A 25213-nucleotide genomic window follows, 5' to 3' on the forward strand; every position below is an offset into this window, starting at 1 on the left:
TAACTGGCAAGCGACTAGCCTTGCCGCCGAGTTCGAGAGCTCGCTCCGAATTGGGTGATCTGTAGGGACAACCCAGCCCACCAGACTAACCAATGGTATCCCATTATGATATAGACTGCGGCCAGCGGCTTTGCCGTTGGCTGAAAGCGTGATCTTTCGGAGCTTGGTGTGCCTGACGACCGCGCAAAGCCAATGGTCGAGCCCATCGCGGGTATCTTGAACCGGGTCGCACGCACCGCGCCGCTCCCCCTCTGGCGCGGACAGGTCGTCGCGCTCGCGTCCGTGGCCGCAGCAACTGGGTTGCGCTGGGCGCTCGAGCCGGTGATTGGCGCCGACGTCTCTTTCGCGACGCTATTTCCGGCGGTGCTGGTCGCGACTCTATCGGCTGGCGTTCCCTCGGCTCTGACGACCATCGTCGCCGGCGCCGCCGCTACGCTTTGGTTTTCTATGGCTCAGTCGCACCAGCACCCGGCGGATGCGATCCCGAGACTGATCGTTTGGGTGATCACCGGATCCATGATGGCGGTCATCTCGTTCGCCTTGAGGCGGACCCTGGTCGACCTGAAGGACCGCACGATGCAATTGAGGATCGCGCAGGACGAGCTTCGGGTGCTGGTCCGGGAATTGGAGCATCGGGGCAAGAACACGCTCGCCGTAATCCAGGCGATCTCCAACGCCACGGCGCGGGCATCCAGCAGCGTGAATGAGTATCGGTCCGCCCTGTCAGGCAAACTGCAGGCCCTCGGAAGAGCCTACTCCCTGCTGACGCGCGATCGATCCACGCCGGCCCCGCTTGCTGGGCTTATTCAGCAGATCCTGGCGCCTTTCGGCGACCAGGTCGTCGTCCAGACCGGACCGCCCTTGCTCGTCGATCCGCAAGTCAGCGTCGCCTTCGCCCTCGCCCTGCACGAACTCGCCACCAACGCCGCCAAGTACGGCGCCTTGTCGGGTCCTCAGGGACGGGTCGAATTGAGTTGGCGATCACACCAGGATCGGTATGTCCTGACTTGGCAGGAATGCGGCGGCCCTCGCCCCCCGGCCCAGACCACTGAAGGGTTCGGCTCGAAACTCATCCGCCAAGCCTTCGCGCGTGTTCCCGGTGCGGAACTCTCTATCGAAGCGGCGCCGGCCGGCCTGAGCTGTACGGTCAAACTATCTCCGCGCCAGGGCGGCCTGTGGTCGCCCCCGGAGGATTGATCGCTGCAGCGCGAACTGAACGGGATCATTTGAAGCTTGTCGTTTTCGGTCTTAGGCGTCTGCACGGCCCAGACCAAAGGAACGCCCGCCAACCGCCTAGGTCCGCAGCGATCAGCAGGCGCTCTGCGAGCGGCCATGACAGCGCCCGCAGTCAAATTGTATCATTCCATGATGATTGTGGCCAGCCCTGCCCTGGGCGATCCGCAACCTGCGGCTCCCCTGGGGCCTCGTAGGAAAGCTTGAACGCAAGGCCGCATTCGCGAAAGGCGCGCACCAACGCGATCGAGGTATGGTGTCGCGGCCGATGGCGACCTGTCTCGAAATTGATGATGGTACGCCACGAAATGCCAGACCTGTGAGCGAGATCCTGCTGCGACCATCCCAGACGTCGCCGAGCCTCGATGCAGCCTTGGGGAGTCAGCGCGGTTTGTGCCAGCGGTGTCGCGCTCCAGCTCGCATTTACGTCCTATGATGATATACACTAGATCGGGATGGCGAGGCCAGCCGCCATCAGGGCCCACGCCCGCACCACTGTCTGGCCCGATTTGGAGGCGTCGAAATGCTTGGCGATTGCGAAGTTGTGCGCCTGGAGGATCGACGCATGCACTCGCCGGCGGTCGCCTGCGAGCAGGTTCATGACTCGCTCTGGATCGCCGAGGGCGAGATCGTCGATTTCTATGGATTTGCATACCCGACCCGTTCGGTCGTCGTTCGACTGGACAATGGCGATCTGTGGGTCTGGTCGCCCGTTCGGCTGACTGAGGCCATCATTCGCGACCTGCAGGTCCTGGGCCCGGTCCGCCATTTGGTGAGCCCCAACAAGCTGCACCACCTCTACCTTCAGGATTGGAAGCAGGCTTTTCCGGAAGCCCAGCTGTGGGGACCTGCCTCGACCATCAAAAAGCGCCGCGATCTCAAATTCCACGCGGCGCTGCGAGGCCTCTCGCCTGCCGAATGGCAGGGGGAGATCGATCAGGCCTGGTTCACCGGGTCCTTGATCATGGACGAGGTTGTGTTCTTTCACCGCCCGTCCCGGACCGTCATTGTCGCCGACCTGATCGAGGCTCTTACCGAAGAGTTTCTTCGGGAGCATTGGCCCTGGTGGATGCGCTTGCTCGCCCGGGTCGACGGAATCGCCGCGCAGAACCCCGGCGCCCCACGAGAGTGGCGCGTGACGTTCCTCGACCGGCTCCCGGCGCGGGCGGCAAGGCAGAAGGTGCTCGGTTGGTCCGCCGATCGCGTGGTCATGGCGCACGGAGACTGGGTGCGAAAGGACGGCCATGCCTATCTCGAGCGCAGTCTGGCCTGGCTCGGTCCGCCCTTGCGCTGAAGCCTTGAGCCGCTTTGCTCGCCTGAGTTCACTGTTATCTTCGCCATCACTTCACTCCCGCTCTCGGCTTGTGGCCAGCGGGGGCATTTTCGGGATTTTGCGCTATCAAGCCTCTCGCCAACGCGACTCCGATCGCCAATCGAACCGCCAGGAGACAGACGCTCAAGCGCCGGCTCCATGCCCGCCGCACCTGGCGCATGGCCCGCATCATCGGGGTGGCCATTCTCGGCGGTCTCGCCGCCGCCCAATTCGCCAGGCTCTGCGACGGCGCCATGCACTGGCATTCGCGTCTCTATGCGGCGGCCCCCCTGGCGAGCCTCGTGTTGCTGCCAGTCGGGTTTCCCATCGCCGCCTGGCTGACGCGGCGGTTCGCACCCGAGGCGGCCGGCAGCGGCATCCCCCAGGTCATCGCGGCGGCGGAGGAACGCTGGCATGGCCGTTGGGGGGGCCAAAGGGTGACGTTGAAGACGGCGGTGTGGAAGGTCGCGCTCTCGGCGGCGCTTCTGGTTTGTGGCGCTTCGATCGGCCGCGAAGGCCCCACAGTGCAGGTGGTGGCAGGCGTCATGCGCACCTTGACGCGCGGCCTGAAAGGCGGGCCAGGCCGGCGCGCCATCATCATCGCCGGCGGTGCCGCAGGGGTCGCCGCCGCATTCAACACGCCGATCGCCGGCGTGGTGTTCGCGCTGGAGGAACTGGCGAAGAGCTTTGAGCGACGCACCCATACGACTGTGATCATGGTTGTCGTGATCGCCGGGCTCGCATCCTACGCGCTACAGGGGGACTACGCGTATTTTGGGGTGCTGAACGGCGCCTCAGACCTCAAGACAGCTTGGCTGGCCGCGCCGTTCATCGGCGTCGTGGGCGGCCTCGCCGGCGGCGTTTTCAGCCGCGCCCTCAGCCTGACGATCGGGCCAGACCAGAATCCGCTGACGCGTTGGCGCCGCGCCCATCCCATCATCTTTGCAACCCTTTGCGGCGGCATCGCCGCCGGCGCCGCCTTCGCCTCTGGCGGAATCACCTTCGGCGCGGGCTATGCCGAGGCGAAATCGCTGCTACAAGGCCATCCTGGCCGGGGCCTGGGTCTGGCCGGATGGAAGTTCGTGGCGACCCTGGCGGCCGCAGCGTCGGGGGCGCCCGGCGGCCTTTTCGCGCCATCACTGGCGATCGGCGCGGGACTTGGCGCAGCCTTCGCCCATACCGGCCTTGCCGCCATGGCCGGACGCGACGCGGTCGTGCTTGGCATGTGCAGCTATCTTTCCGGCGTGGTTCAAGCGCCACTGACCAGCGCCGTCATCCTGATGGAAATGACCCGCAACCCGGGCCTCGTCGGGCCATTGATGCTGGCCGCCCTCCTCGCCCGCGCGTCGTCGGCCTGGGTGATGCCCGAGCCGATTTATCACGCGCTGTCGAGAAGTTGGCGCCTTGCGCCGGGCTGAAGCCGAGCTGAACAAACCGCCACTCGGAACCTGCCGCGGCGGATTTGAGGCCGACGGGTGGAGCGACGCCGCATTTCGCCCAATAATTATCACAATGGGATACTATTGGCCTGCTTGGATGTTGCTGTTGACCGGCGTCGATAGCGCCGAAGCGCCACCGGCAAGATCAGGTCTGCCCCCGCTGCGGCCGTGCGGTCGCCGGTTGGGTGCGATTGGAAGCTAGCGAGGCTCACAGACTATGAAGAACAAGGACTACGTCGCCGGAGCGGCCGTTGGGGCCCTTTGCACCGTTCTCGCGGGCGTCGGCGGTTATTGGACCTGCGCCAACGCCCAACCTGGCGCTGTGAACCGTCCGGCGAGCGCGATCGCCGCGCCGGGAGCCCCCTCGTCCTTCGCCGACATCGTCCAGAAGGTCTCGCCGGCTGTTGTTTCCATCGATGTGGAAGGCAAGGGCGCCGCAGGCTTCACCACCTCGTCAGGCCAGATTCCGCCGGAGTTTTTCAAGCAGTTCGGCGACCCAGGCGGCGATAATCCCTTTGGCTTCGATTTCCGGCAGTTTTTCCAGCAAGGACCGAACCCCGGCCCGGCGCCGAAGATGCGTGCGACCGGATCCGGCTTCTTTATTTCGCGCGACGGCTACATTCTCACCAACAACCACGTGGTCGATGGCGCGGACAAGATCACGGTGCGCACCAAGGATGACCGTGAGCTGAAGGCGCGCCTGATCGGCCGTGACCCGGCCACGGATCTTGCGGTCATCAAGGTCGAGGGGGCCGACTTTCCTTTCGTCAGCTTCGAGGACCGGGCCAAGCCGCGGGTCGGCGACTGGGTGGTGGCGGTCGGCAATCCCTTCGGCCTCGGCGGCACCGCCACGGCCGGCATCGTCTCGGCCCTCGGCCGCAAGAACGTCAGCAATTCCAACTATGTCGATTACATGCAGATCGACGCGCCGATCAACCGCGGCAATTCCGGCGGGCCGACCTTCGATGTCTATGGCCGCGTCGTCGGGGTCAACACAGCCATCTTCTCGCCATCGGGCGGCTCGGTCGGCATCGGCTTCGACATTCCGGCCGACGTCGCCGCCTCGATCTCCCGGCAGCTAATCAGCGGCGGCAAGGTGGTGCGCGGCTATATCGGCGCCACCATCCAGGACGTAACCCCGGAGATCGCCGACAGCCTGGGCTTGCCCACCTCCAAGGGGGCGCTGGTCGCCGATATCACGCCCGATGGACCGTCCGAGCGCGCGGGACTGAAACCCGGCGATCTGGTGCAAAGGCTCGACGGCCGCGAGCTGGCGTCGGCGGACGATCTCACCCGACAGGTCGCCCTCGTGCATGGCGGTGACACCATCCGCCTCGAGATCCTGCGCGATGGCCAGCGGATGGAGATTGATGTGCGCTCCGGCGTGCGGCCGAGCGAAGCCCAGTTGGCCAGCAATGACACCCGTGGCGGCGACGACGGTTCTTCGAGCGGCTCGGACGCGCCACGCGTGCTTGGCATGCGGGTCGAACACAATCCGGATGGCGGACTGATGATTGACGGCGTGCGCTCAGATTCCGACGCCAGCGAAAAGGGGCTGCGGCGCGGCGACATCATCCTGAAGGCCAACGGCAAGCCGACCGCCAATCCGCAGGACCTTTCTGCGGCTGTGGCGGAGGCGAGGCGGTCGGGCCGCAAGGACATCCTCTTGATGGTGAGCCGCAGCGGCAGCAACAGCTTCATACCGGTTCGCGTCCCGGCGGCGAAGGGATAGTCCGTTCGCCCTTTCTGGGCTCGCGGGGGTTGGGGTCTGGAGGAGCATGATGACCCCTATGGACGGGACCCTGGCCACTTACGATGAGCCGGTCAGGCGCGATTTCATCCATATCCTGGCGGCAACCGCAGTCGCCGGCGCCGGAGCGGCTTGCCTTTGGCCGCTGATCGACCAGATGAACCCGGCCGCGGACACCCTCGCCCTGGCGTCGATTGAGGTCGACTACAGCAAGGTGGCGCTCGGCCAACAGATCGTCGTCAAGTGGCGCGGCAAGCCGGTTTTCGTGCGACATCGGACACCGGCGGAAATCGCCGCCGCCGTGGCCGGCGACCACGCCGATCTTCGCGATCCGGCGACCGACGCCAGCCGGCACAAGCCGGGCATGGCGGACTGGCTGATCGTGATCGGGGTGTGCACCCACCTGGGCTGTGTGCCGTTGTTCGGCCAGGGAGAATTCGGCGGCTGGTTTTGTCCCTGCCACGGCTCGGTCTACGACACGTCCGGCCGCATCCGCAAAGGCCCGGCGCCGAAGAATTTGTATCTGCCAGACTACGCCTTCGAGCCGGCCGGCAAGGTCAAGATCGGTTGAGGGGTCTGCTTGATGGGGCTTTCGCCGGTGATGGCGCGGGTTTTCCAGGCCCGATCTCCGTTCTGGGATCCGAACCTCCCCGGCCGTGCGCTTCGCCGTCGGCAGCGGAGGGCCTGGCCGGCGGGGCCGCCGGCGGCAAGGCGATCCAATTGATCACCGAGGGGTCATCGCGAAGTTTCACATAGAGGCGCAGGCCGCTTGGATGAGGCGCTGGTAGGTTTTGGCCGGTGAACCCATCCGGCGCCTTCACAGCCTTGTCGAAATCCGGATTGGCGGACAGGGAGTCGATCAGGAAGAGATCGGAACCATTGAGCAGGCAGTTTTCGTCGGCCTTGTCGGGACACTGAAAGCCGCCCAGAGCTGGTGCGCGCACCAGATGAGCGAGCGGCTGCCAGTCACCCGCCACACCCGCTTCGACAACGCGGAACTGAAGCGGGCCGAAGGCGGTTGGTCCGAGCGCCTTGCCAGACGGGATCTGCGCCACGAACACATGCGGGTCCTGTTGCGTCAACTCAGCGCCGGCGGTCAGCCCTGCCAGGACCACGCCCTTGTCGTTGGCGACCTCGATCTTTTCCGTTCCGGTGAATTCATTCGGCGTCTGGGCTCGAATGGAAAAGGTGAGGCCGACGTCCGCAGGCCATTCATCCTTGTCGGTGAATTCGAACGAAAGGGGCGATCGCGTGGGGGATGGCGCAATGGTTCGGCTGATCAGCGCCACACTGGGCCGAGCCGGCTCGATCGAGGCCTGCAGCTGCACCGTTCGGCCGTCCTTGAGCGAAACCTTGGCGGCGGACTGGACGCCTGGCTCCAACTTAGCCGCCGCTGTGTCGTCCGAGGCGACCAAAGACAGTTCTTCGCCGGGACCGCCCGTGGCTAGCCCGTCCGGCTTGAATGCGACAGCCCCGAATCTCAGCCCCGTGACCTCGGCGAGCCGTCGGCCTTTGAGAACGCCTTTGTGGTCGCCGGCGTGGAAGACAAAGCTGTCGAGATCGGCGGGTTGTGGGAAGGCCTGGAATTGCACTTCATCGGCGGCGCCGCGACCGTACTGCTTGACCAGCAGGGCAAGTGGGCCCGGCCGGACACCTTTCAAGCTGAGAACAGCCTCCACCTTGTCTGGACCGGCGGCCTTCCACACGACCGGCTCGGTCGCGCCGTCGGCAGACTTGAGGACAACGCTTTCGACACAGGCCGCCGCCGGCGCTTCAAGGGTGACAGGATTGTCGCGGCCGGCGACGAGCGGCTGTTGATCTCGCGCCGCCAGACGCCAATGGACAGAACTTGGTGACTGCAGCGGAAACGTCGGCCCACTGAAGGCCGAGAATCCCCACACGCCCTGGATCGACGCCTGGGTCGCATCCGCCACGCCCGCCTGTCCCAGGCTCGAGGCGTCGACGACAAGCCCTCCCTTCTCGGCGTCGGCCTTGACGGGAAGATCGATGTCCGGACCAGCCGAACGCTTCAAGCGTAGCACCAAGTCATGGGCATAGCCCGTGGAGAAGACCAGCGGCGCGCCTTCGGCCGGCAGGGCCAGGTTCGCTTGGGCCAGGCAATAGGCGGCCTTGGGATCGACCGGATGCAATGGCGGCGGCTGGGGCGGCGCGATCGCCGGAAGGGCGACGACAAGCACGGACATTGGGGGCTTGAACGACGGCGGCACATTCAGCAACAGCGAGATCTGTTCGCCGTGCGCGGACGCCAGAGCCGGGATGTACTGATATTGGGCGGAGTGGAAGGAATCCAGGATCCGCGCGATGTCCATGACCGAAGCGATGTAGGGGCTGAAATAGCCATAACCAGCCTGGGGCGTGGTGCTGAGCTGCTGGATCAGGTTCGCCGTATCACCGGAGGTCAGCGCCTGGACCATGGATTGGCTTTGCCCGTCGCCTAGAACAAGCGATTCCTGACCCCGGGTCAGGCAGGGGGCTTGAGCCTCCTCGACCTTCTGCAGGCACTCAGCGTCAAGCTTTATGTCGAGGCTTCGCGCCAGCAGCGGCGACACCGTCTTCAAACGGGCGGGATCTGTGTCGCTGATCCTGCGGACCGCCGCCACGAAAGCATCCAGCCGCGTACGGTCTAGCGAGGCCTGGTTCAGGTCTTGAGAGGCGCGCACGAACGCTCCGGGACGGCTACGCACAGCCTTGACCAGGGAGCTGAAATCGCCGCCGGTCTGAGGCGCCAGAAACACCAGCACCTGCTGGGCTCCATCCGGCACGACGAGGCTAAGGGCGTCACCGGCCTTTCGGTCCCAGGTGCGCCAGGCATGGAACCACTTCTCAGGCGGCGGATTTGTCGCGCCGCGCAGGAAGGCTACCACCATCAGGTAGCGCACCGACTGGCCCCTTGGCAGGTCAGGCTGAATCCATAGCCGATCCCCTGGGGAAAGGTTTGGAGCCTGCGAGATCGGGAGCGCCTTGTCCGCATGGATCACCTGCACGGAAAGCGCCGGCCCCGCCAGATCGAACGGCGCTGGGTCGGCGGCGGCCTTGCCCGCTGCTGCGACGACCCCGATCAGCACCAAAAGCCAGAGACCGGCTGGCCTGCGGGAAGATTTGCTCGCAATTGAGCCAGCGTCGGCGCTCGGCCAACGCCTGATCCGGTGAGCTGGTCTGGTTCGACGCCTCATCAGCTGGCCAATCAGGTTGGGCGATCTTGCGTCATGCCCACCCTCACCCGGCATAGGCGACCAGGACGTATGCGCCGCACAGGAGAACGATCAGGGCGATGGCGCTGTAAAGGGCGATGTCGAGGCGATCGCGCGGTCTGCCGCGTCCATCACGCGCTTCTATCGGCGCGCCGGCATCTGGGGTGGGAGCTCGCTTTCGCACGAACATGGACGCAGTCAAAACCTAAGCTCGCATAGTGACTTTGCAGGGCATTGGGAACGGCTTCAGCCCGATAGGATGAAGGTCACGGGATCATCCGGTCGCAATGCGTCCAATTTCGGGCGGACCATCGCGTATATACCTGAATCAACACTACAATTTGGTTCCGTAAGATCAACATTTTGTCGTGCGCCGGCAGGGGCCGGCTTGCTCCGCCACCCGGCGGGATAGATCCGGCGCCGAAAGGCGCCGGATCGGGGCCAAGGGCGACCCGTCGTCCTATTGGGCGCCTTCCGTGATCGCCGTGTGGCCGTTGCGATTGTGCTGCCAGGCCTCTTCGCCTGTTCCAGGATCGATCGGCCGTTCCTTGCCGTAGCTCACCGTGGTGATCCGGCTGGCGCTAACACCGTGCTCCACAAGGAAGGTCTTAACCGCTTCCGCGCGGCGTCCGCCGAGCGCGAAGTTGTATTCGCGCGTGCCACGGTCGTCACAATTGCCTTCGATCCGAACTTTCACGGCCGGATAGCGATTCAGCCAGGCCACTTGAGCGGTGAGCACGGGCAAGGCGTCGCTGCGGAGATTGTACTGATCGAGGTCGAAATAGACGCGGTCGCCGGCGTTGACGACGAAATCCTGGATCGTGCCGGGAAGCGGGCCGGTGCGCACCGGTGCGGCTGGCGGCGGAGCGACCGGAGTGGCGGCCGGTGGCGGGGGTGGCGGGGGCGCGTGAGGCGCAGGCTCCGGCGCGGGCTTCGGATGGGAGGCGCAGGCCGAGAGCAGCGCAGTGGCGCACAGGATCAGGGCCGGTTTGAGGGATCGCGCGACGCGCGTGGCTGTGGGGGACATCGTCCAAGGCTCTCCAAATCGTAGGCCGCCGCCTGGCAAGCCTAGTGCTTATATATCATAGAATGATAGAGTGAAGCGCGGATTGATGCGTAAGGCCAAGTTTGTTCAAGTTGCATTTCTGGACGCGGCGTTCGACGCTATAGAAGTGAAACGACGAGCAGGGTTCGCCCGTTGAAGTGGATCGAGCCCCGAACGGGAGGAACAATGTCGCTGGACGCTGAGCGCTTCATGGGCCTTGCGGGCTTTCGCTACGCCCTTCGGCAGTTCGTCGCGGCCAGCGAGCACATCAATCGCGGAGCCGGCATCACCCAGCAGCAGTACCAGGCCATGCTGGCGGTCAAGACCTGGCCGGGCGAGTCCATGTCGATGAAGGATCTGTCCGAGCAGCTGCTGCTGACCCATCATGCGGCGGTCCAGCTCGTCGACCGCCTGGCCAAGGCTGACCTGGCCTTCCGCGAGCCTTCGCTTGAAGATCGCAGAAGCGTGCTGGTGAAGCTGACCCCAAACGGCGATGTGCTCCTGGGCGAACTGGCCGCCAAGCACCTGGAGGAAATGCTCCGCCAGGAACCGCTCCTGACCCAGTCGCTCAAGCGCCTGAAGCGCATGGGCGTTTGAGCCTAGGCGCGGGGATAGATCTTCACACTGGCGGCCACGGAATCGGCGACGTGTTCCTTGGTGATCGCACCGATCACATCGCCGCCGCGCGGCACCCCACGGCCTGACACCACCAGCGCCATGGTCGCTTGCTTGCGCCACATGCGCTCAATGACGTCGAAAACGACCTCAGCTTCCCGCACGACGATGAAATTGCGATTGGCGACGTCGCCCAAGGTGACGCCGGTATAGGCGCTTTCCAGGCCATGCCTGAGCCCTGTGTTCACCCGTATCACCCCAAACAGTCGCCCCTTCTTGATGATCACCACATGGCGCAGGCGCCCATCGTGTTCCGGCAAACGAAGAAAGGCGTCGAAGCTGGCCTCGGCCGGCAAGACGATCACGTCGGGATCCATCACCTCGCTGGCTTGGCGCACCAGGAACATGTTGGCATGCAAGGCCTTCGGGATCGCCCTCCCCCGGCGCGCCAGCTTCAAGGTGTAGATGGTCTCCCGCGAGAGCACACGCCGCACACCGACACTCATCGCTACGGCCACGATCATCGGCATGATGATGTCGTAGCTTAGAGTCATCTCGAAGATCATGACCACAGCCGTCATCACCGCACCCGCGCCGCCGCCGACCATGGCGCCCATGCCCACCATGGCGAAGGCGGGAACGCTGAGCGTGACCGGCAGTCCCAGCGAATTGAGCAGCGCCGCAAAGCCACCGCCCAGGGTCGCTCCCATGAACAGTGACGGGGAAAAGATGCCGCCGGAGGAGCCGGACCCGAGGCTAAGCGATGTCGCCATTAGTTTGCTGGCGAACAGCAATCCGAGCAGCCAGAAACTTGCCTGCCTGCCCGAAAGTATCGCCTCGATTGTCGCGTAGCCGACGCCGTCGACATAGTACTGGCCGGCGCTGCGCAGGAGGCCATACATCATCAAGCCGACCAGCAGCATGCCCAAGGCATGGCGAAGATATCGCGAGCCGATGCGATCGAAGATATCCTCAGCCAAGTGAAGCCCGCGAATGAACCCAGCGGCGGCGACGCCGGTCAGGCCGCCCAGCAGAGCGAACAGCAAGAGCACCAGAAGCGCGCTTGCATCACTGGTCATCGGCGCCAGGGCGGGCACCTGGAATGCAGGCTGATCGCCCAGCATCCAGCGACCAACGAAAGTGGCCGCGCCGGTCGCCAGGGCCACCGGCAGAAAGGTTGAGGCGCTGACTTCCGGCAACATCAGTTCTATGGCGAACATGACACCGCCGATCGGCGTGTTGAACGTCGCCGCGATCCCCGCGCCGGCGCCCGCCGCCACCAACGCGATCCTCTGACCGGGGGGCATGCGGACGATCTGGCCAAGGGTCGAGCCCAGGGCGGAGCCGATCTGGATGATCGGGCCCTCCCGGCCGACGGATGAGCCGGTGCCAATGGCGATGGCGGACGCGAGCGATTTGACGACCGCAACAACGGGCCGGATCACGCCGCCCCGATAGTAGATCGCATCCATCACTTCCGGCACGCCATGTCCCTTGGCTTCCGGTGCGAAGTTGCTGACGAGAAAGGTCACCAGGAGGCCGCCGATGACCGGTACCAGGATCACCGCTGGGCCCCATGGCGCAACCGGCGTGAACAGGTTGGCGTCATAGAACGCCGACGGCTTGCCGGTGAACGCCAGATTGTGGATCAGGGAGATCAGCGCCCGGAAGCCGACCGCGCCAAGCCCTGTCACGACCCCCACGACCAAGGCCAGAAGCGAGATCTCGACCAGGCTGAGCTGGCGGCTGTCTTCAAGGCTGGCGATGTTGGTCGCCCCCTTGCGACCCAGGAACCTCGGCCTCGGCGCCGCGCGCGGCATGGTTCGATCGCTCATCGAGGGGCGCGGACGTCCTTTCGGCGGACTGGCGAGCCGAAATCGGCTCCGGTTGTGACTTTTCGACTTGACCGGCGCCGGCGCCATGAGCAAGCCACTTTTATCCTAATAGGATATTTCTGGGCGGCAAGTTTCGATTTCGCCCCCGCCAGCCCAGAAAGAGAGGTCGAACCTATGCCCATGCCCGCGATCCGCCGAGACGTTGCCTTGATGCTCGCCCAGGCAGACATCCAACTCGCCGACGCCGAAGCCAAACTGTTCCGGGGGTCGGACCGCGAGAAAATGCAGGCCGCCGGCAAGCTCGCTTTCCTGAAGCGGCAGAAGGAGATGCTCGAGCGGCGCATTGAGGAGATCGATCGCCATCCCGAAGCGTCAGAGACGCTTTTCCAATGGATCAAGGAGGAGAGCTTCGCCTTGTCGGTGCGGCTGGAAAGCTGGATCGCCAACGCCTGACCGGCCGGCCGTCGCTCGCCGCGGGATGAAGCTCTTGGGGGCTGTTGATGGACGACGAATTGCGGCTCTTCGCCAGGACCGTCATAAGGTCCGCTTGGGCCGTTAAGGCGCTTCTTTGCATGCGGCGCCCCCCCGATCCGGGCCTGGACTGCGAGCGAACCGGCGGTCGAACTGCGCAGCAATTTGGCGACGCCGGCAAGAAACGGTGACGCTCGCGCGACCGCCCCATCATCAAAGAGCCCGGCCGGGGACACAGGCCAGGCTCCGCCGCAGCGGCGCCCTTCGAATTCGAGTTAGGTGGGCCGTGTGTTCAAAAGCGTGGCCACGGCCATCACGATCTGGGCCGGCGCGAAAGGCTTTTGAATCATGATGCTCCGCGGGACACCCTGGTTCGGCCATTCGGCCGCGCTTGCACCACTGATGTAGACAACTGGAATTTGGGGATTTCCTTGGCGGCTTCGACGCGCAACATCCCATCCATCCGGGCCAATGCCGAGATTGATATCGGTCACGACCGCGTCGAAAGTCACAGCATCGGCCTCAAAGCGGGCGAGCGCCTCAGAGCCGCTTGAGGCGCTCACGACTGCGAAACCGGCGTCATCCAACGCAACCTCGACCAGCTCCTGGATCATAGGTTCGTCGTCGACGAGCAGCACCAAAACGGCGCGATCTGTATCCGAATTGAGCACGCCGCCCCTCCTGGAGACTGCCGGTATCGACATCAAAAAAAGCGTTCGCCGATCCGTAGCGTGTCGCCAGGATGAACGGGAACTCTCGCCTGCAGGGGATCTCGTACCTCGGCCGCCTGATGTTCCTGCTTGATGAACACGTACTTTTTGTCGGCCCGATAGGTGAACCCCTGAGCCGCCGCCACGGCGTCCATCACCGTCAGCCCAGGTTCATAAGGATATTCGCCCGGCTTGTTCACCTCGCCCAGGATGTAGAAGGGGCGAAAGCCGATTACGTCAATGCTGACTTGTGGTGTGCGCAGATAGCCGTCGGCCAGCCGCCGCGTGATCGTGGCGGCCACATCGTCCTTTGTCTGCAGCACGGCCGGCACATCGCCGATCAATGGAAAAGAGATCGTTCCGTTGGCGTTGACGCTGAATTCACCCGTCAGATTGGGTTCATTGAAGACAATGATCCGCAGCTTGTCCCCAACGCCCAGCCTATAGCCCTTCATCGCTGGGGCCTGGCGCTCGACGACGGCTACGTTCTGCGATGTGTTCGCCGCGGCGGGAGGCACCCTCAAGCCGAGGCAAATCAAGCTGGCCCCCATCACCAGGCCCAGTGCCGATCTCGCTCTCATCGCAACTCACGCTTAGGCGGTTCTACGATCACGGGCCGATCTCATATCATTTTAGGATATAGCTGCAAGGCAAACGGAGCTCAAATCCGAGCGCAACGTCGGGTGATCGCGCTAAGTGCAAGTGAGGCGCCATTTGGAGCGCCCTTTAGGCGACCCGGCTATCGGCGAGCCCGACAGGTCTGCCATTTGTACCACCAAGAAATCGGTGGCCGGACCTGACGCAAACTAAGGCGCCGCAAAGCGCCAAGCCGAGACGACCATAATCAAATTTCACGTAAGGCTTGGAGTCCGAATATAAGTCACTCAACAAAGCGATTAGCTAATTGGCTCAATTCACGCGAGGCGGTTCTGCAGAAGATATTGGACCCCGCAGGAGGAAGTACTGTCGCCATTGCTTCGCCTAGGGGTCCGATAGCTCTTTTCTCGCCACACCTCCGAATACATTACTCTTTGGGAAGCTGACCCCGAATCTCCCCACCTTTGTTTTGTGCGGTGTGGATATTGAAATACCACTTACCTGCCTGCAATTCCTCCTCCTGATGGGCAGTGAGTTTCGCAGTGCCGGTTATAGGGCTCTTCAAGTCCGTTATCGTGATGATTGGCGGTGCATTCACGCCTGGAGCAGCCGGACCATGAAAATGGGCGGCGACGACCGGCGAGGTCAGTCCCGAATAGGTAATGGTGTAGGTAAGGACCCTCTGGCTCGTATCGAGCACAGCCTTGACCTCACCCGTTCCCGTTGTGGTGTTCGGTGGGACTTCATTCGACCCTTTTAGAGCCGTGTTGAAGTTTGCCGTGGCCGCTTGAGATCCGGTCGCCGCGAACATGCTGAGCGCCGAAACGACCGCGAATGATTTCAACCCCATCTTATTCTTTCCTTGCTTGGTTGATCGACATTGCACCCCCAGTTTGCACCAACCCGCTCCGAACGCTGGACCGGCGGCGTTTGCAGATCATGAGAGCCTTGTCGGGCGAACACGCTAGCAATATCATGGCGTGATAGAGGTGGCTAGTGGCCGAGTTGGTTTGATTGGAGGACCACTACGGCGTGCGAGCCTTTTTGTTCGAGATCGGCCACGGCTGGACCCTTGAGCCACCTCAATGTGCATGCCGGTTCACATGGCTAGCTTTTCAAGCACTCACATTCGCTACCCGCCCTGTCAGCCCAAGCGCCTCCATCCGAGACTAGGCGATAGGGACGTCACAGATTTCATGAGCAGGCCGAGACGATGGCGCAACGGCGCGGACGCGAACTGGCTAAACGCTCGGCGCGGGACCTAACGGGCCGAGTCGTGGCTGTACGGGGCTCGGTGATCGATATTCGCTTCGACAATAGCTCTCTGCCCGAGATCAACGAGGCGCTCGATATCGCCGCTAGCCCCCAAGCTCGCGTGCTGGCCGAAGTGCAGGCCCATCTGGACGAGCGGACCGTTCGCGCCGTGGCCATGCAGTCCACCGAAGGCCTCAGCCGCGGCGTTCGCGTGCTGGCTACTGGCGCGCCGTTGATGGTTCCGGTTGGCGAGGCGATGCTGGGCCGGCTCGTCGACCTATTGGGCGCGCCGCGCGACGGCGGTCCGCCGATCGCTGCTGACGCGCCGCGCTCGCCGATCCACAAGCTCCCACCGGCGCTCGCCAGGCAAGGCGGGTCGCGCATACCGCTGGAGACCGGCATCAAGGTCATCGACTTGCTGGCGCCCCTGGCCCGCGGTGGCAAGGCCGGGCTGTTCGGCGGCGCCGGCGTTGGCAAGACCGTGCTGGTCACCGAGCTGATCCGCACAATGGTCGAGTCTTACAGCGGCATTTCGGTGTTCGCCGGCGTCGGCGAGCGCTCGCGCGAAGGCCATGAAATGCTCCTCGAAATGCGCCAGTCGGGCGTTCTGGAGCGCACGGTGCTGGTGTTCGGCCAAATGAACGAACCGCCGGGCGCTCGCTGGCGGGTCGGCCTGAGCGCCCTGACCATCGCCGAATACTTCCGCGACGAGCTGAAGCGCGACGTGCTGCTCCTGATGGACAACGTGTTTCGCTTCGTCCAGGCGGGCGGCGAGATCTCCGGCCTCTTGGGCCGTCTGCCTTCACGCGTGGGCTACCAACCCACCCTGGCCAGCGAAGTGGCGGACCTCGAGGAGCGGATCGCTTCGGTTCCTGGCGCGGCCGTCTCCGCCATCCAGGCGGTCTATGTCCCGGCCGACGACTTCACCGATCCGGCGGTGACCGCCCTCTTCAACCATTTCGACGGATCGGTCGTGCTCTCGCGCGCCATGGCCGCCGAGGGCATGTATCCGGCGGTCGACCCGCTGCGATCGACCTCGGTCCTGCTGGATCCGAATGTCATCGGCGATGAGCACTACCGGGTGGCCGAAGAGGTGCGCACCACGATCGCGCGCTATCGCGACCTGCAGGACATCATCGCCCTCCTCGGCATGGACGAGCTGAGCCCGACGGATCGGGTCACGGTCCTGCGCGGCCGCCGGCTGCAGCATTTCCTGACCCAGCCGTTCCGGGTCACCGAGGCCTTCACCGGCAAGCCGGGGCGCTCGGTGCCGATCGCCCGGACCGTTGAAGGCTGCCGCGCCATCCTCGAGGGCCAGACCGACGCCTGGGCGGAAAGCTCGCTCTACATGGTCGGCGACCTGGACGAGGCAAGGGCGCGCGAAGCGCAAGCAGCGCGGACGCCGGAAGGGGCTGCGGCGTGAGGCTCCTGATCACCACGCCGGGCGCCATCGTCGCCGACCATGCCGACATCACAGCCGTTCGCGCCGAAGACGAAACCGGCGAGTTCGGCGTCCTGCCGCACCACGCCGATCTGGTGACCGCCCTTTCGGTCTCAGTCGTCGGCTGGCGCCATCAGGACGGCCGCCAGGGCTACTGCGCCGTGCGCGGCGGGCTGCTCACGGTCAGCGACGGCTGTGAGGTCGCGGTCGCAACCCGCGAAGCCATCCTCGGGGACGATCTCGGCCGCCTCGAGACCGTCGTGAAGGGCCGGTTGACCAGCGAGGCCGAGGAAGAACGCCAGGCGCGGGCGCGGGCCGAGCACCTGCGGGTTCAGGCCATCCGCCAGATGATCGGCTTCCTTCGCCCGCAGGCCAGCAGCGGCGGAAGGGATCGCCCGTGAACCCGCCAACCGCCAAGCCGGCGCCGGACACCGACACCAAGCTGATGCAGTCGGTCGCAGAGCGCGCCGCGCGACGAACATTCTGGCTGACCCACGGCGAGCGATCGCTGGCGCGGAACCTGGCGATGATCGGCGCGCTCGGCTGGCTGGTGATCACCCCGACCCTGGTGGGGGTGTTCCTGGGCCGCTGGCTCGACCGGTTGTTCAAGGCCGGCATCTTCTGGACGGGGGCGCTGATCGTGGCCGGGCTGACCCTGGGCTGCTGGCTCGCCTGGCGACGCATCGAGGAAATCCAGCGCGAGGATCCGTCATGAACGCGTCAGGCGCGGTCAATCTGGCGATGTTCGGCCTCGCGGGCCTGGCCCTGGGCGCAGCGAGCCTCACCGCCCTGCGCGTCAACACGTCTCTTTATATCTCGGGTCCCCTCTGGCGGCCGCTGGGTTTGCACGCTGCCAGGCTGGCTATCGTGGCGGCCGTGCTGGTCTGGGCGGCCAGACAGGGACCAGGGCCGCTCATCGCCATCGCCGCTGGTCTGGTGCTCGCGCGGCCGATCGCGATCCGAGCGCTGGGGCGGACGCCATGATCACTTCGCCGCTGAGCGCTGATGTCGTCTTCCGCATCGGGCCGGTCGGGATCACGACGCCTGTGGTCACGACCTGGGCCTTGATGGCGGCTTTGACGTTGGGAAGCGTCCTTGCAAGCCGCAAGCTGCGGCTCAAGCCCCACGCCGGACAGGCCGTGCTGGAGCTCCTGATCTGCACGATCCGCGACCAGATCCGCGACACGCTCCGCATCGAGCCCGAGCCCTACCTGCCCTTTCTCGCCACTCTGTTCATCTTCATCGCCAGCGCCAACCTCATCTCGCTGATCCCCGGGCTGGAGCCGCCGACCGCCCATCTCGAAACCGACGCGGCCCTGGCCGTCATCGTCTTCGGCGCCGTGCACTATTTCGGCGTCCGGGCCCGAGGCCTTGGCGCCTATCTCGCCGATTTTGCGAGGCCGACATGGATCATGTTGCCGCTGAACCTCCTGGCTCAGATCACCCGGACCTTCTCCCTGATGGTCCGCCTGTTCGGCAACATCATGAGCGGCGTGTTCGTCATCGGCGTCGTGCTTTCCCTGGTCGGCCTGTTCGTGCCGATCCCGTTCATGGCCCTCGAGCTGCTGACCGGCCTGATCCAGGCCTACATCTTCACCGTCCTGGCCATGGTCTTCATCGGCGGGGCCGTCGGCCAAACCCCACCCCCGCAAACCCAGCCCCCAACGAGGATTCCGCAATGAACTACCTTCCGCACGTCAGCATCCTGGCCGCGGCCTTCGCCGTCGGCATGGGCGCAATCGGTCCGGCGCTGGCCGAGGGCCGCTCGGTCGCCGCCGCCATGGACGCCATCGCCCGCCAGCCGGACGCGGCCGGCGTGATCTCGCGGACCCTGTTCGTCGGCCTGGCCATGATCGAGACCATGGCGATCTACGCCCTGGTGATCGCGCTCCTGGTGCTGTTCGCCAATCCATTCGTCCACTGAAGATGCATTTCGATCCCTGGACCCTCGGCCTGCAGGCCGCCAACTTCCTGGTGCTGGTCTGGCTCCTGCACCGGTTCCTCTATCGGCCGGTCCTGGCGATGGTGGCCGCGCGGCAGGCGGCGGCCGACAAGCTGGTCTCGGACGTCGAGGCTGAGAAGAAGGCCGCGCAAGCCCTGCGACAAGAGTTGGAGCACCGCCGGGACGCCCTGGCTGCGGAACGGGAGACCGTGCTTGCGAACGCACGCGACGCGGCTGACGCGGACGGCAAGGCGCTGCTCGCCAAAGCCCACGCCGAGGCGGACGCTGTACGATCAGAGGCCAAGAACGCCGCCGCCGGTGAGCGGGCCGAGATCGCCCGGGTGCTCGGGCGCGACGCAGCGCGGCTCGCCGTCTCGATCGTGCGCCGATTGCTCGATGAGGACACCACGGCCGCGGTCCAGGCCCGCCAGCTCGACCTCGTCTGTGACGATCTCGCATCCCTCCCAGAAGAAACCCGACGGCACATCGCCGAACGCCTGACGGCTCGCGAAGGCGTCGCCGAGATCGTCACCGCCGCGGCGCTCGAACGGGCGTCGAGCGTCCGCATCGGCGAACGTCTCGCCAGGGCCCTGGGCGCGCCGGTGGTCCCCACATTCAAAATCGATCCGACGCTCCTCGCCGGGGTCGAGATCCGCTTCCCGTTCACGATTCTCCGGCGCTCCTGGGCGGAGAGCCTCAAGCGGATTGAAGCCGAGCTGCTCAATGACGATCACTCTTCGCGAGTCGCTTGATCTCTGGCTGAAGGCGGCCGAAGCCCGCCTTGCCGATGTGGTCCTGGCGCCGCCGCCGGACCAGATCGGGGTGGTCGAGCAGGCCGGCGACGGCATCGCCTTTGTCCGCGGGCTGCCCGACCTGCCGCTGGGCGCCCTCATGCGCTTTGAAAGCGGGGCGAGCGGTTTCGCCCACGCTCTGGACGAGGACCTGATCGGATGCGTGCTGCTGGACTTCGACCCGGTCAAAGCCGGCGAGCAAGTGCGCGGCCTTGGCGGGGTGGTGACCACGCCGGTCGGCGAAGCCCTCCTGGGCCGCATCGTCGATCCGCTCGGCCGCCCGCTCGACGAGCACGGGCCGATAGCCGCCGTCCGCTACGATCCGGTGGAGCGCGCCGCGCCGGGGATCATTGAGCGCGATCTGGTCACCCAGCCCCTGCAGACGGGGATCAAGCTGGTCGACGCCCTGTTCGCACTCGGGCGTGGCCAGCGCGAGCTGATCATTGGCGATCGCGAGACCGGCAAGACGGCGATCGCCGTCGACGCGATCATCAACCAGCGCAACAGCGACGTGATCTGCATCTATGTCGCCGTCGGCCAGAAATCATCGACCGTGCGCCAGGTGATCGACGCCGTCGCCGCGCACGGCGATCCCCAGCGCTGTATCTTCGTGGTGGCGGGCCCGTCGACCGCGCCCGGTCTGCAGTGGCTGGCTCCTTATGCTGGTTTCGCCATGGCCGAGTATTTTCGCGACCAGGGCGGCCATGCGCTGGTCGTCGTCGACGACCTCAGCAAGCACGCCGCCACCCACCGCGAGCTGTCGCTTCTGATGCGTCAGCCGTCCGGACGCGAAGCCTATCCCGGCGACGTTTTCCACATTCACGCCCGGCTTCTGGAGCGCGCCGCCAAGCTGTCGGCCGCCCTCGGCGGCGGCACGCTCACCGCCTTGCCCATCGCCCAGACCGAGGCTGGCAATCTCAGCGCCTATATCCCGACCAACCTGATCTCGATCACAGACGGCCAGATCGTGTTGAGCGCCAAGCTGTTCGGCGAAGGCCAGAAGCCGGCCGTCGATATTGGCCTCAGCGTCAGCCGGGTCGGCGGCAAGACCCAGGCGCCGGTGCTGCGCGAACTCGCCGAGACCCTCAGGCTCGACTACGCCCAGTTCCTGGAACTGGAGCTGTTCACGCGCTTTTCGACGACACTGGATCCACGAACCCAGGCTCAGATCGAGCACGGCCGCCGCATCCGCGCCGTCCTCACCCAGGCGCAATACGCCCCCTTGTCCCTAGCCCACGAAGCTGCCGAGCTCCTGGCGCTGCATGACGGCCTGCTCGATGGCCTTCCGCTCGATCGGATCGAAGCCTTCAAGCACCAGTTGCCCGCTTGGCTGGAGCAAAGCTGCAAAGGCGTTTTGGATCGGATCGAGGCCGAGCGGACGCTGGATCCGTCGGACCGGGATCGGCTGCGCGCGGCCATCGAAGACCTGGTCAAGACGCTGACCCCATCGGCGTCCCAGGCTTCAGCATGACCGCCCTGGCCGAAACCCAGGCCCGGATCGACAGCGTCCGCAACCTGCGGACCGTCGTCGGCGCCATGCGCGGCATCGCCGCGACCCACGCCCAGCAGGCCCGGACAGCGTTGCCCGGCTATCGCGCCTATGTCGAGATCATCGCCGGCGGCGTCGCTCGCGCGGCCGATTTGGCGGTCGCCGAAACCGCGCCCGAACCGGCCCGCGCTGCAAACGGCGCCGCCATTGTCGCCTTTGGCGCGGAGCACGGTTTCGCGGGCGCATTCTCCGAGCGCGTGCTCGACGGCCTGGACCGCAGGCGAGGCGATCGGCTGTTCATCGCCGGAACGCGGGCCCTCGTCCTGGCGGAGCAGCGGACGCTCCAGGCTGATTGGGAAGGGCCGATGGCGAGCCAGGCCTCCGGTGTCGGCGCGACCGCCCGGCGTCTGGCTGACGCCCTCTATTCGGGCTTCGTCGAGGGCCGCTTCTCACGCGCCGAGATCCTGTTCGCCAGGCTGACGGGCCCAGCAGACTACGTCCTCATCCGCCGCCCCATCCTACCGATCGACCTCTCGGCATTTCAGCGACCCCGCTCCGGGCCACCGCCGCTGACGAACCTGCCGCCACAGCGCCTGGTCGAGCAGTTGGTGGGAGAATATGTCTTCGCCGAACTGGCTCTGGCGGCGCTGGAAAGCTTCGCCAGCGAGAATGCGGCGCGGTTGGCGACGATGGAGTCCGCCCGCCTCAACATCGATCAGAAGCTTGACGAACTCGCGGGCTTGGAACGCCTGCTCCGCCAGGAACAGATCACCGCCGAAGTGCAGGATGTCACCGCCGGCGCTCTGGCGGCCGAGCGCTCGGCCTCCTGAAGGCCAAAGGGCGAAACCGACGGCTCAATTCGACGCCTCTTCGCGCGCCTTGACGACCAGGACCGGACAATGAGCCTGGCGCATCACCGTTTCGGCGACGCTGCCAAGCACCGCCCTCATGACGCCGTCGCGGCCGTGGCTGCCGATGACGATCAAGTCAGCGTCCCATCTTCGCGCCGCAGCGATGATGGAGGGCGCAGCAGCGCCAATTTCGGTGAACCGGGAAATCTGGCCGGCCTCAGCCGACGTCGGCAGCAATGTTTCGAATAGGCTGGCCGCCTCGCGCTCCGCTTCGACGGTGAGATCGTTAATGGGAACACCCGCCTGCACTTCCAGGGCGTGTGGCTCGAACGCATGGAAAAGCGCGACCTCGGCGCCGAGTGAACGCGCGAGCGCCATGCCGGTCTCGGCGGCTCGCACTGCCGGATCGCCCCCATCGACGGCGATCATGATGTGCTTGAACATGCGACTCTTCCATCCGGATCAGACGTCCAGCGGCGACCGAGCGGCGATCTACCATGACCCGGCGCTGGCCTCCTGGCGTGATCGATCATTTCACCGGCCCGTCGCCATGTTCCATGACCTAAATCAAGGTCAAGCGGCACAGATATATCATTAGATGATATTAATTGGTGTGGCCGCCGCAGGGGGAGAGGAACGAAGGCTCTCCCGTGGCGACCGGTCTTTGGAGGTGCTCCGATGATCGAGAAGTTGGCCGGCTTTCCGAGCGATGTCCTCGCCTTCGCCTGCAGGGGGCGTGTCACTCGCAGGGACTACGAGACCGTTCTGATCCCCGCGGCGCAGGCGGCCTTTGAGGCCCACGACCGAGTGCGTCTGTACTACGAGATTGGCCCTGACTTCGAGACCATCGAGACGGGCGCTCTCTTGGAGGATCTCAAGGTCGGAATGGAGCACCTGACCAGCTGGGACCGGGTCGCGCTGGTGTCGGACGTGGATTGGATCCGCAATACCGTGCGCCTGTTCGGCTTCCTCCTGCCGGGCCGGCTGAAGGTCTTCCACCTCGGCGAGGCGAGCGAAGCCCGTCATTGGATCAGCGCTACGAATTGATGGTCGCCGGGCAGTGATCTTCATCAATGCCCCTCGCCCAGCCAGGTGAAACAAGCAGGCCACATCGATCGTCAGCGTGAACGGCTCAAGGCCCTTAGCTCAAAAACCCAGTCCGACACTCATTTCGCCGCGGAGGCTCTCCATGAAGGCGCTCGTCTACAAAGGTCCTGGCGCAATGGCGCTCGAGGATAGGCCGAAGCCCCAGGTGCAGGCGCCAGGCGATGCTGTCGTACGCATCGTCAAGACGACCATCTGTGGCACCGACCTGCACATCTTGAAAGGTGACGTCGCGACCTGCGCCCCCGGCCGAATTCTCGGCCATGAGGGGGTGGGAATCGTCGAATGTGTGGGCGGCGGGGTGACGGCGTTCAAGCCCGGCGACCGCGCGCTGATCTCCTGCATCACCGCCTGCGGCAAGTGTGATTATTGCCGTCGGGGCATGTATTCGCACTGCAAGACAGGAGGCTGGATCCTCGGCAACCAGATCGACGGAACCCAGGCGGAATACGTCCGCATCCCCCACGCCGACACCAGCCTGTATCCCATTCCCGACGGAGCCGACCAAGAAGCATTGGTCATGCTGAGCGACATCCTGCCGACCGGCTTCGAGTGCGGGGTCCTCAATGGCAGGGTGTCGCCGGGCTCGACAGTGGCCATTGTCGGCTCCGGCCCGATCGGGCTCGCCGCGTTACTGACCGCGCAGTTCTACTCTCCTGCTGAACTCATCATGATCGACCTGGACGACAACAGATTGGAGGTAGCCAAGCGTTTCGGAGCGACCCACGCCATCAATGGCGCCGGGGGCGATGTCGTCAGCAAGGTCATGGCTCTAACGGGTGGCGTCGGCGTCGACACAGCTATCGAAGCCGTCGGCGTGCCGGCGACTTTCGTTCTCTGCGAAGACCTGGTCGCCCCAGGCGGGGTGATCGCCAATGTCGGTGTCCACGGCGTCAAGGCGGATCTCCATCTAGAACGCCTTTGGTCGCAGAACATCACGATCACCACCCGGCTCGTCGACACCGTGACGACGCCCATGCTGCTGAAAACCGTTCAGTCAGAGAAACTCGACCCAAAGCGGCTGATCACCCACCACTTCCGCCTGGACCAGATCATGGACGCCTACGACACATTCGCCCATGCAGCGGACAATCGGGCTTTGAAGGTCATCATCGAAGCCTGAGTCGTCGCCGACCCGACTGCCGCTTACTGCCACGCCAGGACGGCGTTGGCCGCAAAGGCGACGACACCCCCGACGGCGACCAGCATGGCCGCAACCACCCGTGCGACCGTCGTAGTCGCAAACCAGCGGTCGGCGCTGTTACCAGGCCGACGGAGTTCCTCAGTCGACAGCGAGACGGCGGTCTCGAATGCCTTGTATCCAGCAAGGGCCGCGACGAATCCCACGACAACTGCGGCTAGGAGCAAGCCCGAGCCGACGAGTAGCAGTCTCGGCGCAGGAGCCGCGGCGCGGGATGCGTAAAGATTGGCGATCTCAAACCAGCATGAGACAGCGCCGGCGCCGCCACCGCTGACGAGAAAGCCCGTAACGCCAAACGAGCGGCGCGCGCGCTCCTCAAGGAAGAACTGGGTGAGATCCTCCGCCGGCGCCCTCCCCTCAAAATCGACCAGGAGTCCTCGCGTCCTGATCGGATGCCGCGCCTTCTGCACTGGGTCGGCCACTGCGCTCCCCTAGGGCTCTGACGTGGAAGTCGGGCCTCGCACTTGAGCCTCAAGCCTACGCAGGATTCTGGACCCGGCGATCGGCTCGAAACGTGCTGCCCGCCTCGCTCGGTCAGACATTTGCGATCCATTGCTCGAGCCGCAGCGTCAGGTTGAACCACTCCTCCTTTATCCACTGGAACATGGTTTCATTCGCCTCGGGATGGTCCTCGATTTCCTTGAGACGTTGTTCCAATGTTTCTTTTTGGCGCTTCAAGAACACCAGTTCGCCGATCGCGTGGGCCTTTTCGCGATCGCCGCCGCGTGAAAGCTTGATCTCAGCGTCAGCAATCTGACGGTTCGCCTGGTCGAGCATCAGCGAGACGTCGCGGCGGATATTCGGCATCGACATGGAAGACTGCTCCGCAAAACAAAGTGTGGCGACCATCGGTGTTTCGGCTCCGCGCAGATCGACCTGCAAAAAGCGGGTCGCGATCGACGGGCAATAGATCCATCACCC

At 64.9% G+C, this 25213-nt stretch carries 29 protein-coding genes; 18 read left to right on the forward strand and 11 right to left on the reverse strand.

The annotated features are described in order from the left end of the window. Positions 1-168: 168 nt before the first annotated feature. A complete protein-coding gene (locus KCG34_RS06465) occupies positions 169-1197 on the forward strand; it encodes a sensor histidine kinase (protein ID WP_211939573.1) in 1029 nt (342 codons plus the stop codon). A 151-nt stretch (positions 1198-1348) separates the two neighbouring features. Here the strand turns inward: KCG34_RS06465 and KCG34_RS26090 are convergent, their stop codons facing one another. Beyond that, entirely contained in the window at positions 1349-1633 is a 285-nt protein-coding gene (locus tag KCG34_RS26090; RefSeq protein ID WP_211940732.1) for a helix-turn-helix transcriptional regulator, read from the reverse strand. A 45-nt stretch (positions 1634-1678) separates the two neighbouring features. Beyond that, positions 1679-1804: a hypothetical protein gene (locus tag KCG34_RS25995; RefSeq protein ID WP_256440752.1), complete on the reverse strand. Its 126-nt coding sequence runs from the start codon at positions 1802-1804 to the stop codon at positions 1679-1681. On the opposite strand from KCG34_RS25995, the gene KCG34_RS06475 reads away from it, so the two are divergent. The 4 genes from KCG34_RS06475 (at position 1799) to petA (ending at position 6305) form a co-directional block, all read left to right on the forward strand. Further along, entirely contained in the window at positions 1799-2527 is a 729-nt protein-coding gene (locus KCG34_RS06475) for a DUF4336 domain-containing protein (protein WP_211939574.1), read from the forward strand. The two genes, KCG34_RS25995 and KCG34_RS06475, sit on opposite strands and share 6 nt — an antisense overlap. Positions 2528-2724: 197 nt before the next feature. After that, positions 2725-3963 carry a chloride channel protein gene (locus KCG34_RS06480; RefSeq protein WP_211939575.1) on the forward strand — a complete coding sequence of 413 codons (1239 nt, stop codon included), beginning with the start codon at positions 2725-2727 and terminating at the stop codon, positions 3961-3963. Positions 3964-4201: 238 nt separating this feature from the next. Then, a complete protein-coding gene (locus KCG34_RS06485) occupies positions 4202-5716 on the forward strand; it encodes a Do family serine endopeptidase (RefSeq protein ID WP_211939576.1) in 1515 nt (504 codons plus the stop codon). Positions 5717-5762: 46 nt separating this feature from the next. Continuing rightward, positions 5763-6305 (forward strand): ubiquinol-cytochrome c reductase iron-sulfur subunit, encoded by a 543-nt coding sequence (gene petA, locus KCG34_RS06490; RefSeq protein WP_211939577.1) that lies wholly within the window; start codon positions 5763-5765, stop codon positions 6303-6305. Here petA and KCG34_RS06495 read toward each other — a convergent pair. Beyond that, a complete protein-coding gene (locus KCG34_RS06495; RefSeq protein ID WP_211939578.1) occupies positions 6292-8823 on the reverse strand; it encodes a hypothetical protein in 2532 nt (843 codons plus the stop codon). The genes petA and KCG34_RS06495 overlap by 14 nt on opposite strands. A 583-nt stretch (positions 8824-9406) precedes the next feature. After that, complete coding sequence (gene pal / locus KCG34_RS06500) at positions 9407-9973, reverse strand: peptidoglycan-associated lipoprotein Pal (RefSeq protein WP_211939579.1); 567 nt, start codon at positions 9971-9973, stop codon at positions 9407-9409. Between the two features lie 204 nt (positions 9974-10177). On the opposite strand from pal, the gene KCG34_RS06505 reads away from it, so the two are divergent. Then, positions 10178-10588 (forward strand): MarR family transcriptional regulator, encoded by a 411-nt coding sequence (locus KCG34_RS06505; protein ID WP_211939580.1) that lies wholly within the window; start codon positions 10178-10180, stop codon positions 10586-10588. Between the two features lie 2 nt (positions 10589-10590). Here the strand turns inward: KCG34_RS06505 and KCG34_RS06510 are convergent, their stop codons facing one another. Further along, complete coding sequence (locus KCG34_RS06510) at positions 10591-12441, reverse strand: chloride channel protein (protein WP_211939581.1); 1851 nt, start codon at positions 12439-12441, stop codon at positions 10591-10593. Between the two features lie 180 nt (positions 12442-12621). Here KCG34_RS06510 and KCG34_RS06515 point away from each other — a divergent pair, with 180 nt between their 5' ends. Beyond that, the gene (locus KCG34_RS06515; RefSeq protein WP_211939582.1) at positions 12622-12894 is read left to right on the forward strand and encodes a hypothetical protein; all 273 of its coding nucleotides are present in this window, start codon (positions 12622-12624) and stop codon (positions 12892-12894) included. 293 nt (positions 12895-13187) lie between these two features. Here KCG34_RS06515 and KCG34_RS06520 read toward each other — a convergent pair whose 3' ends face one another. The 3 genes from KCG34_RS06520 to KCG34_RS06530 all read right to left on the reverse strand — a co-directional run bounded on the left by KCG34_RS06520 (position 13188) and on the right by KCG34_RS06530 (position 15069). Continuing rightward, positions 13188-13583 (reverse strand): response regulator, encoded by a 396-nt coding sequence (locus tag KCG34_RS06520; RefSeq protein WP_249138241.1) that lies wholly within the window; start codon positions 13581-13583, stop codon positions 13188-13190. A 32-nt stretch (positions 13584-13615) separates the two neighbouring features. Continuing rightward, positions 13616-14203, reverse strand: a complete 588-nt coding sequence (locus KCG34_RS06525) for a polysaccharide biosynthesis/export family protein (protein ID WP_211939583.1) — start codon at positions 14201-14203, stop codon at positions 13616-13618. 443 nt (positions 14204-14646) lie between these two features. Beyond that, positions 14647-15069 (reverse strand): CHRD domain-containing protein, encoded by a 423-nt coding sequence (locus tag KCG34_RS06530; protein ID WP_211939584.1) that lies wholly within the window; start codon positions 15067-15069, stop codon positions 14647-14649. 426 nt (positions 15070-15495) lie between these two features. Between KCG34_RS06530 and atpD the strand changes: the two genes are divergently transcribed. Genes atpD through KCG34_RS06575 form a run of 9 tightly spaced genes read left to right on the forward strand, consistent with a single transcriptional unit; the run spans position 15496 to position 21966 of the window. Continuing rightward, the gene (gene atpD, locus KCG34_RS06535; RefSeq protein WP_305825981.1) at positions 15496-16896 is read left to right on the forward strand and encodes a F0F1 ATP synthase subunit beta; all 1401 of its coding nucleotides are present in this window, start codon (positions 15496-15498) and stop codon (positions 16894-16896) included. Next, positions 16893-17315: a F0F1 ATP synthase subunit epsilon gene (locus KCG34_RS06540; protein WP_211939586.1), complete on the forward strand. Its 423-nt coding sequence runs from the start codon at positions 16893-16895 to the stop codon at positions 17313-17315. The genes atpD and KCG34_RS06540 overlap by 4 nt, the downstream gene beginning before the upstream one ends. Beyond that, a complete protein-coding gene (locus KCG34_RS06545) occupies positions 17312-17629 on the forward strand; it encodes an AtpZ/AtpI family protein (RefSeq protein ID WP_211939587.1) in 318 nt (105 codons plus the stop codon). Before KCG34_RS06540 ends, KCG34_RS06545 begins: the two co-directional genes overlap by 4 nt. Beyond that, on the forward strand, positions 17626-17898 hold the full coding sequence (locus KCG34_RS06550) for an N-ATPase subunit AtpR (RefSeq protein WP_211939588.1): 273 nt from the start codon (positions 17626-17628) through the stop codon (positions 17896-17898). Before KCG34_RS06545 ends, KCG34_RS06550 begins: the two co-directional genes overlap by 4 nt. Next, on the forward strand, positions 17895-18596 hold the full coding sequence (locus KCG34_RS06555) for a F0F1 ATP synthase subunit A (RefSeq protein WP_211939589.1): 702 nt from the start codon (positions 17895-17897) through the stop codon (positions 18594-18596). The genes KCG34_RS06550 and KCG34_RS06555 overlap by 4 nt, the downstream gene beginning before the upstream one ends. Then, positions 18593-18838, forward strand: a complete 246-nt coding sequence (locus tag KCG34_RS06560; protein ID WP_211939590.1) for a F0F1 ATP synthase subunit C — start codon at positions 18593-18595, stop codon at positions 18836-18838. The genes KCG34_RS06555 and KCG34_RS06560 overlap by 4 nt, the downstream gene beginning before the upstream one ends. 2 nt (positions 18839-18840) lie before the next feature. Then, positions 18841-19608, forward strand: a complete 768-nt coding sequence (locus KCG34_RS06565; RefSeq protein ID WP_211939591.1) for a F0F1 ATP synthase subunit delta — start codon at positions 18841-18843, stop codon at positions 19606-19608. Then, positions 19580-21118, forward strand: coding sequence for a F0F1 ATP synthase subunit alpha (locus tag KCG34_RS06570; RefSeq protein ID WP_211939592.1), 1539 nt, complete (start codon positions 19580-19582; stop codon positions 21116-21118). The genes KCG34_RS06565 and KCG34_RS06570 overlap by 29 nt, the downstream gene beginning before the upstream one ends. After that, a complete protein-coding gene (locus tag KCG34_RS06575) occupies positions 21115-21966 on the forward strand; it encodes a F0F1 ATP synthase subunit gamma (RefSeq protein ID WP_211939593.1) in 852 nt (283 codons plus the stop codon). Before KCG34_RS06570 ends, KCG34_RS06575 begins: the two co-directional genes overlap by 4 nt. A 24-nt stretch (positions 21967-21990) precedes the next feature. Here the strand turns inward: KCG34_RS06575 and KCG34_RS06580 are convergent, their stop codons facing one another. After that, positions 21991-22431 (reverse strand): universal stress protein, encoded by a 441-nt coding sequence (locus tag KCG34_RS06580; RefSeq protein ID WP_211939594.1) that lies wholly within the window; start codon positions 22429-22431, stop codon positions 21991-21993. 234 nt (positions 22432-22665) lie between these two features. Here KCG34_RS06580 and KCG34_RS06585 point away from each other — a divergent pair, with 234 nt between their 5' ends. Both KCG34_RS06585 and KCG34_RS06590 read left to right on the forward strand, forming a co-directional pair. Continuing rightward, on the forward strand, positions 22666-23034 hold the full coding sequence (locus KCG34_RS06585) for a SpoIIAA family protein (protein ID WP_211939595.1): 369 nt from the start codon (positions 22666-22668) through the stop codon (positions 23032-23034). 142 nt (positions 23035-23176) lie between these two features. Continuing rightward, positions 23177-24214 carry a zinc-dependent alcohol dehydrogenase family protein gene (locus KCG34_RS06590; protein WP_211939596.1) on the forward strand — a complete coding sequence of 346 codons (1038 nt, stop codon included), beginning with the start codon at positions 23177-23179 and terminating at the stop codon, positions 24212-24214. A gap of 23 nt (positions 24215-24237) precedes the next feature. On the opposite strand, the gene KCG34_RS06595 is transcribed toward KCG34_RS06590, so the two are convergent. Together KCG34_RS06595 and KCG34_RS06600 are read right to left on the reverse strand one after the other, a co-directional pair. After that, complete coding sequence (locus tag KCG34_RS06595) at positions 24238-24714, reverse strand: hypothetical protein (RefSeq protein ID WP_211939597.1); 477 nt, start codon at positions 24712-24714, stop codon at positions 24238-24240. Positions 24715-24826: 112 nt separating this feature from the next. After that, positions 24827-25174 carry a hypothetical protein gene (locus KCG34_RS06600; protein WP_211939598.1) on the reverse strand — a complete coding sequence of 116 codons (348 nt, stop codon included), beginning with the start codon at positions 25172-25174 and terminating at the stop codon, positions 24827-24829. Positions 25175-25213: the final 39 nt, after the last annotated feature.

The organism is Phenylobacterium montanum (genome assembly GCF_018135625.1).
In the GTDB taxonomy this organism is placed as follows: Bacteria; Pseudomonadota; Alphaproteobacteria; order Caulobacterales; family Caulobacteraceae; genus Poindextera; species Poindextera montana.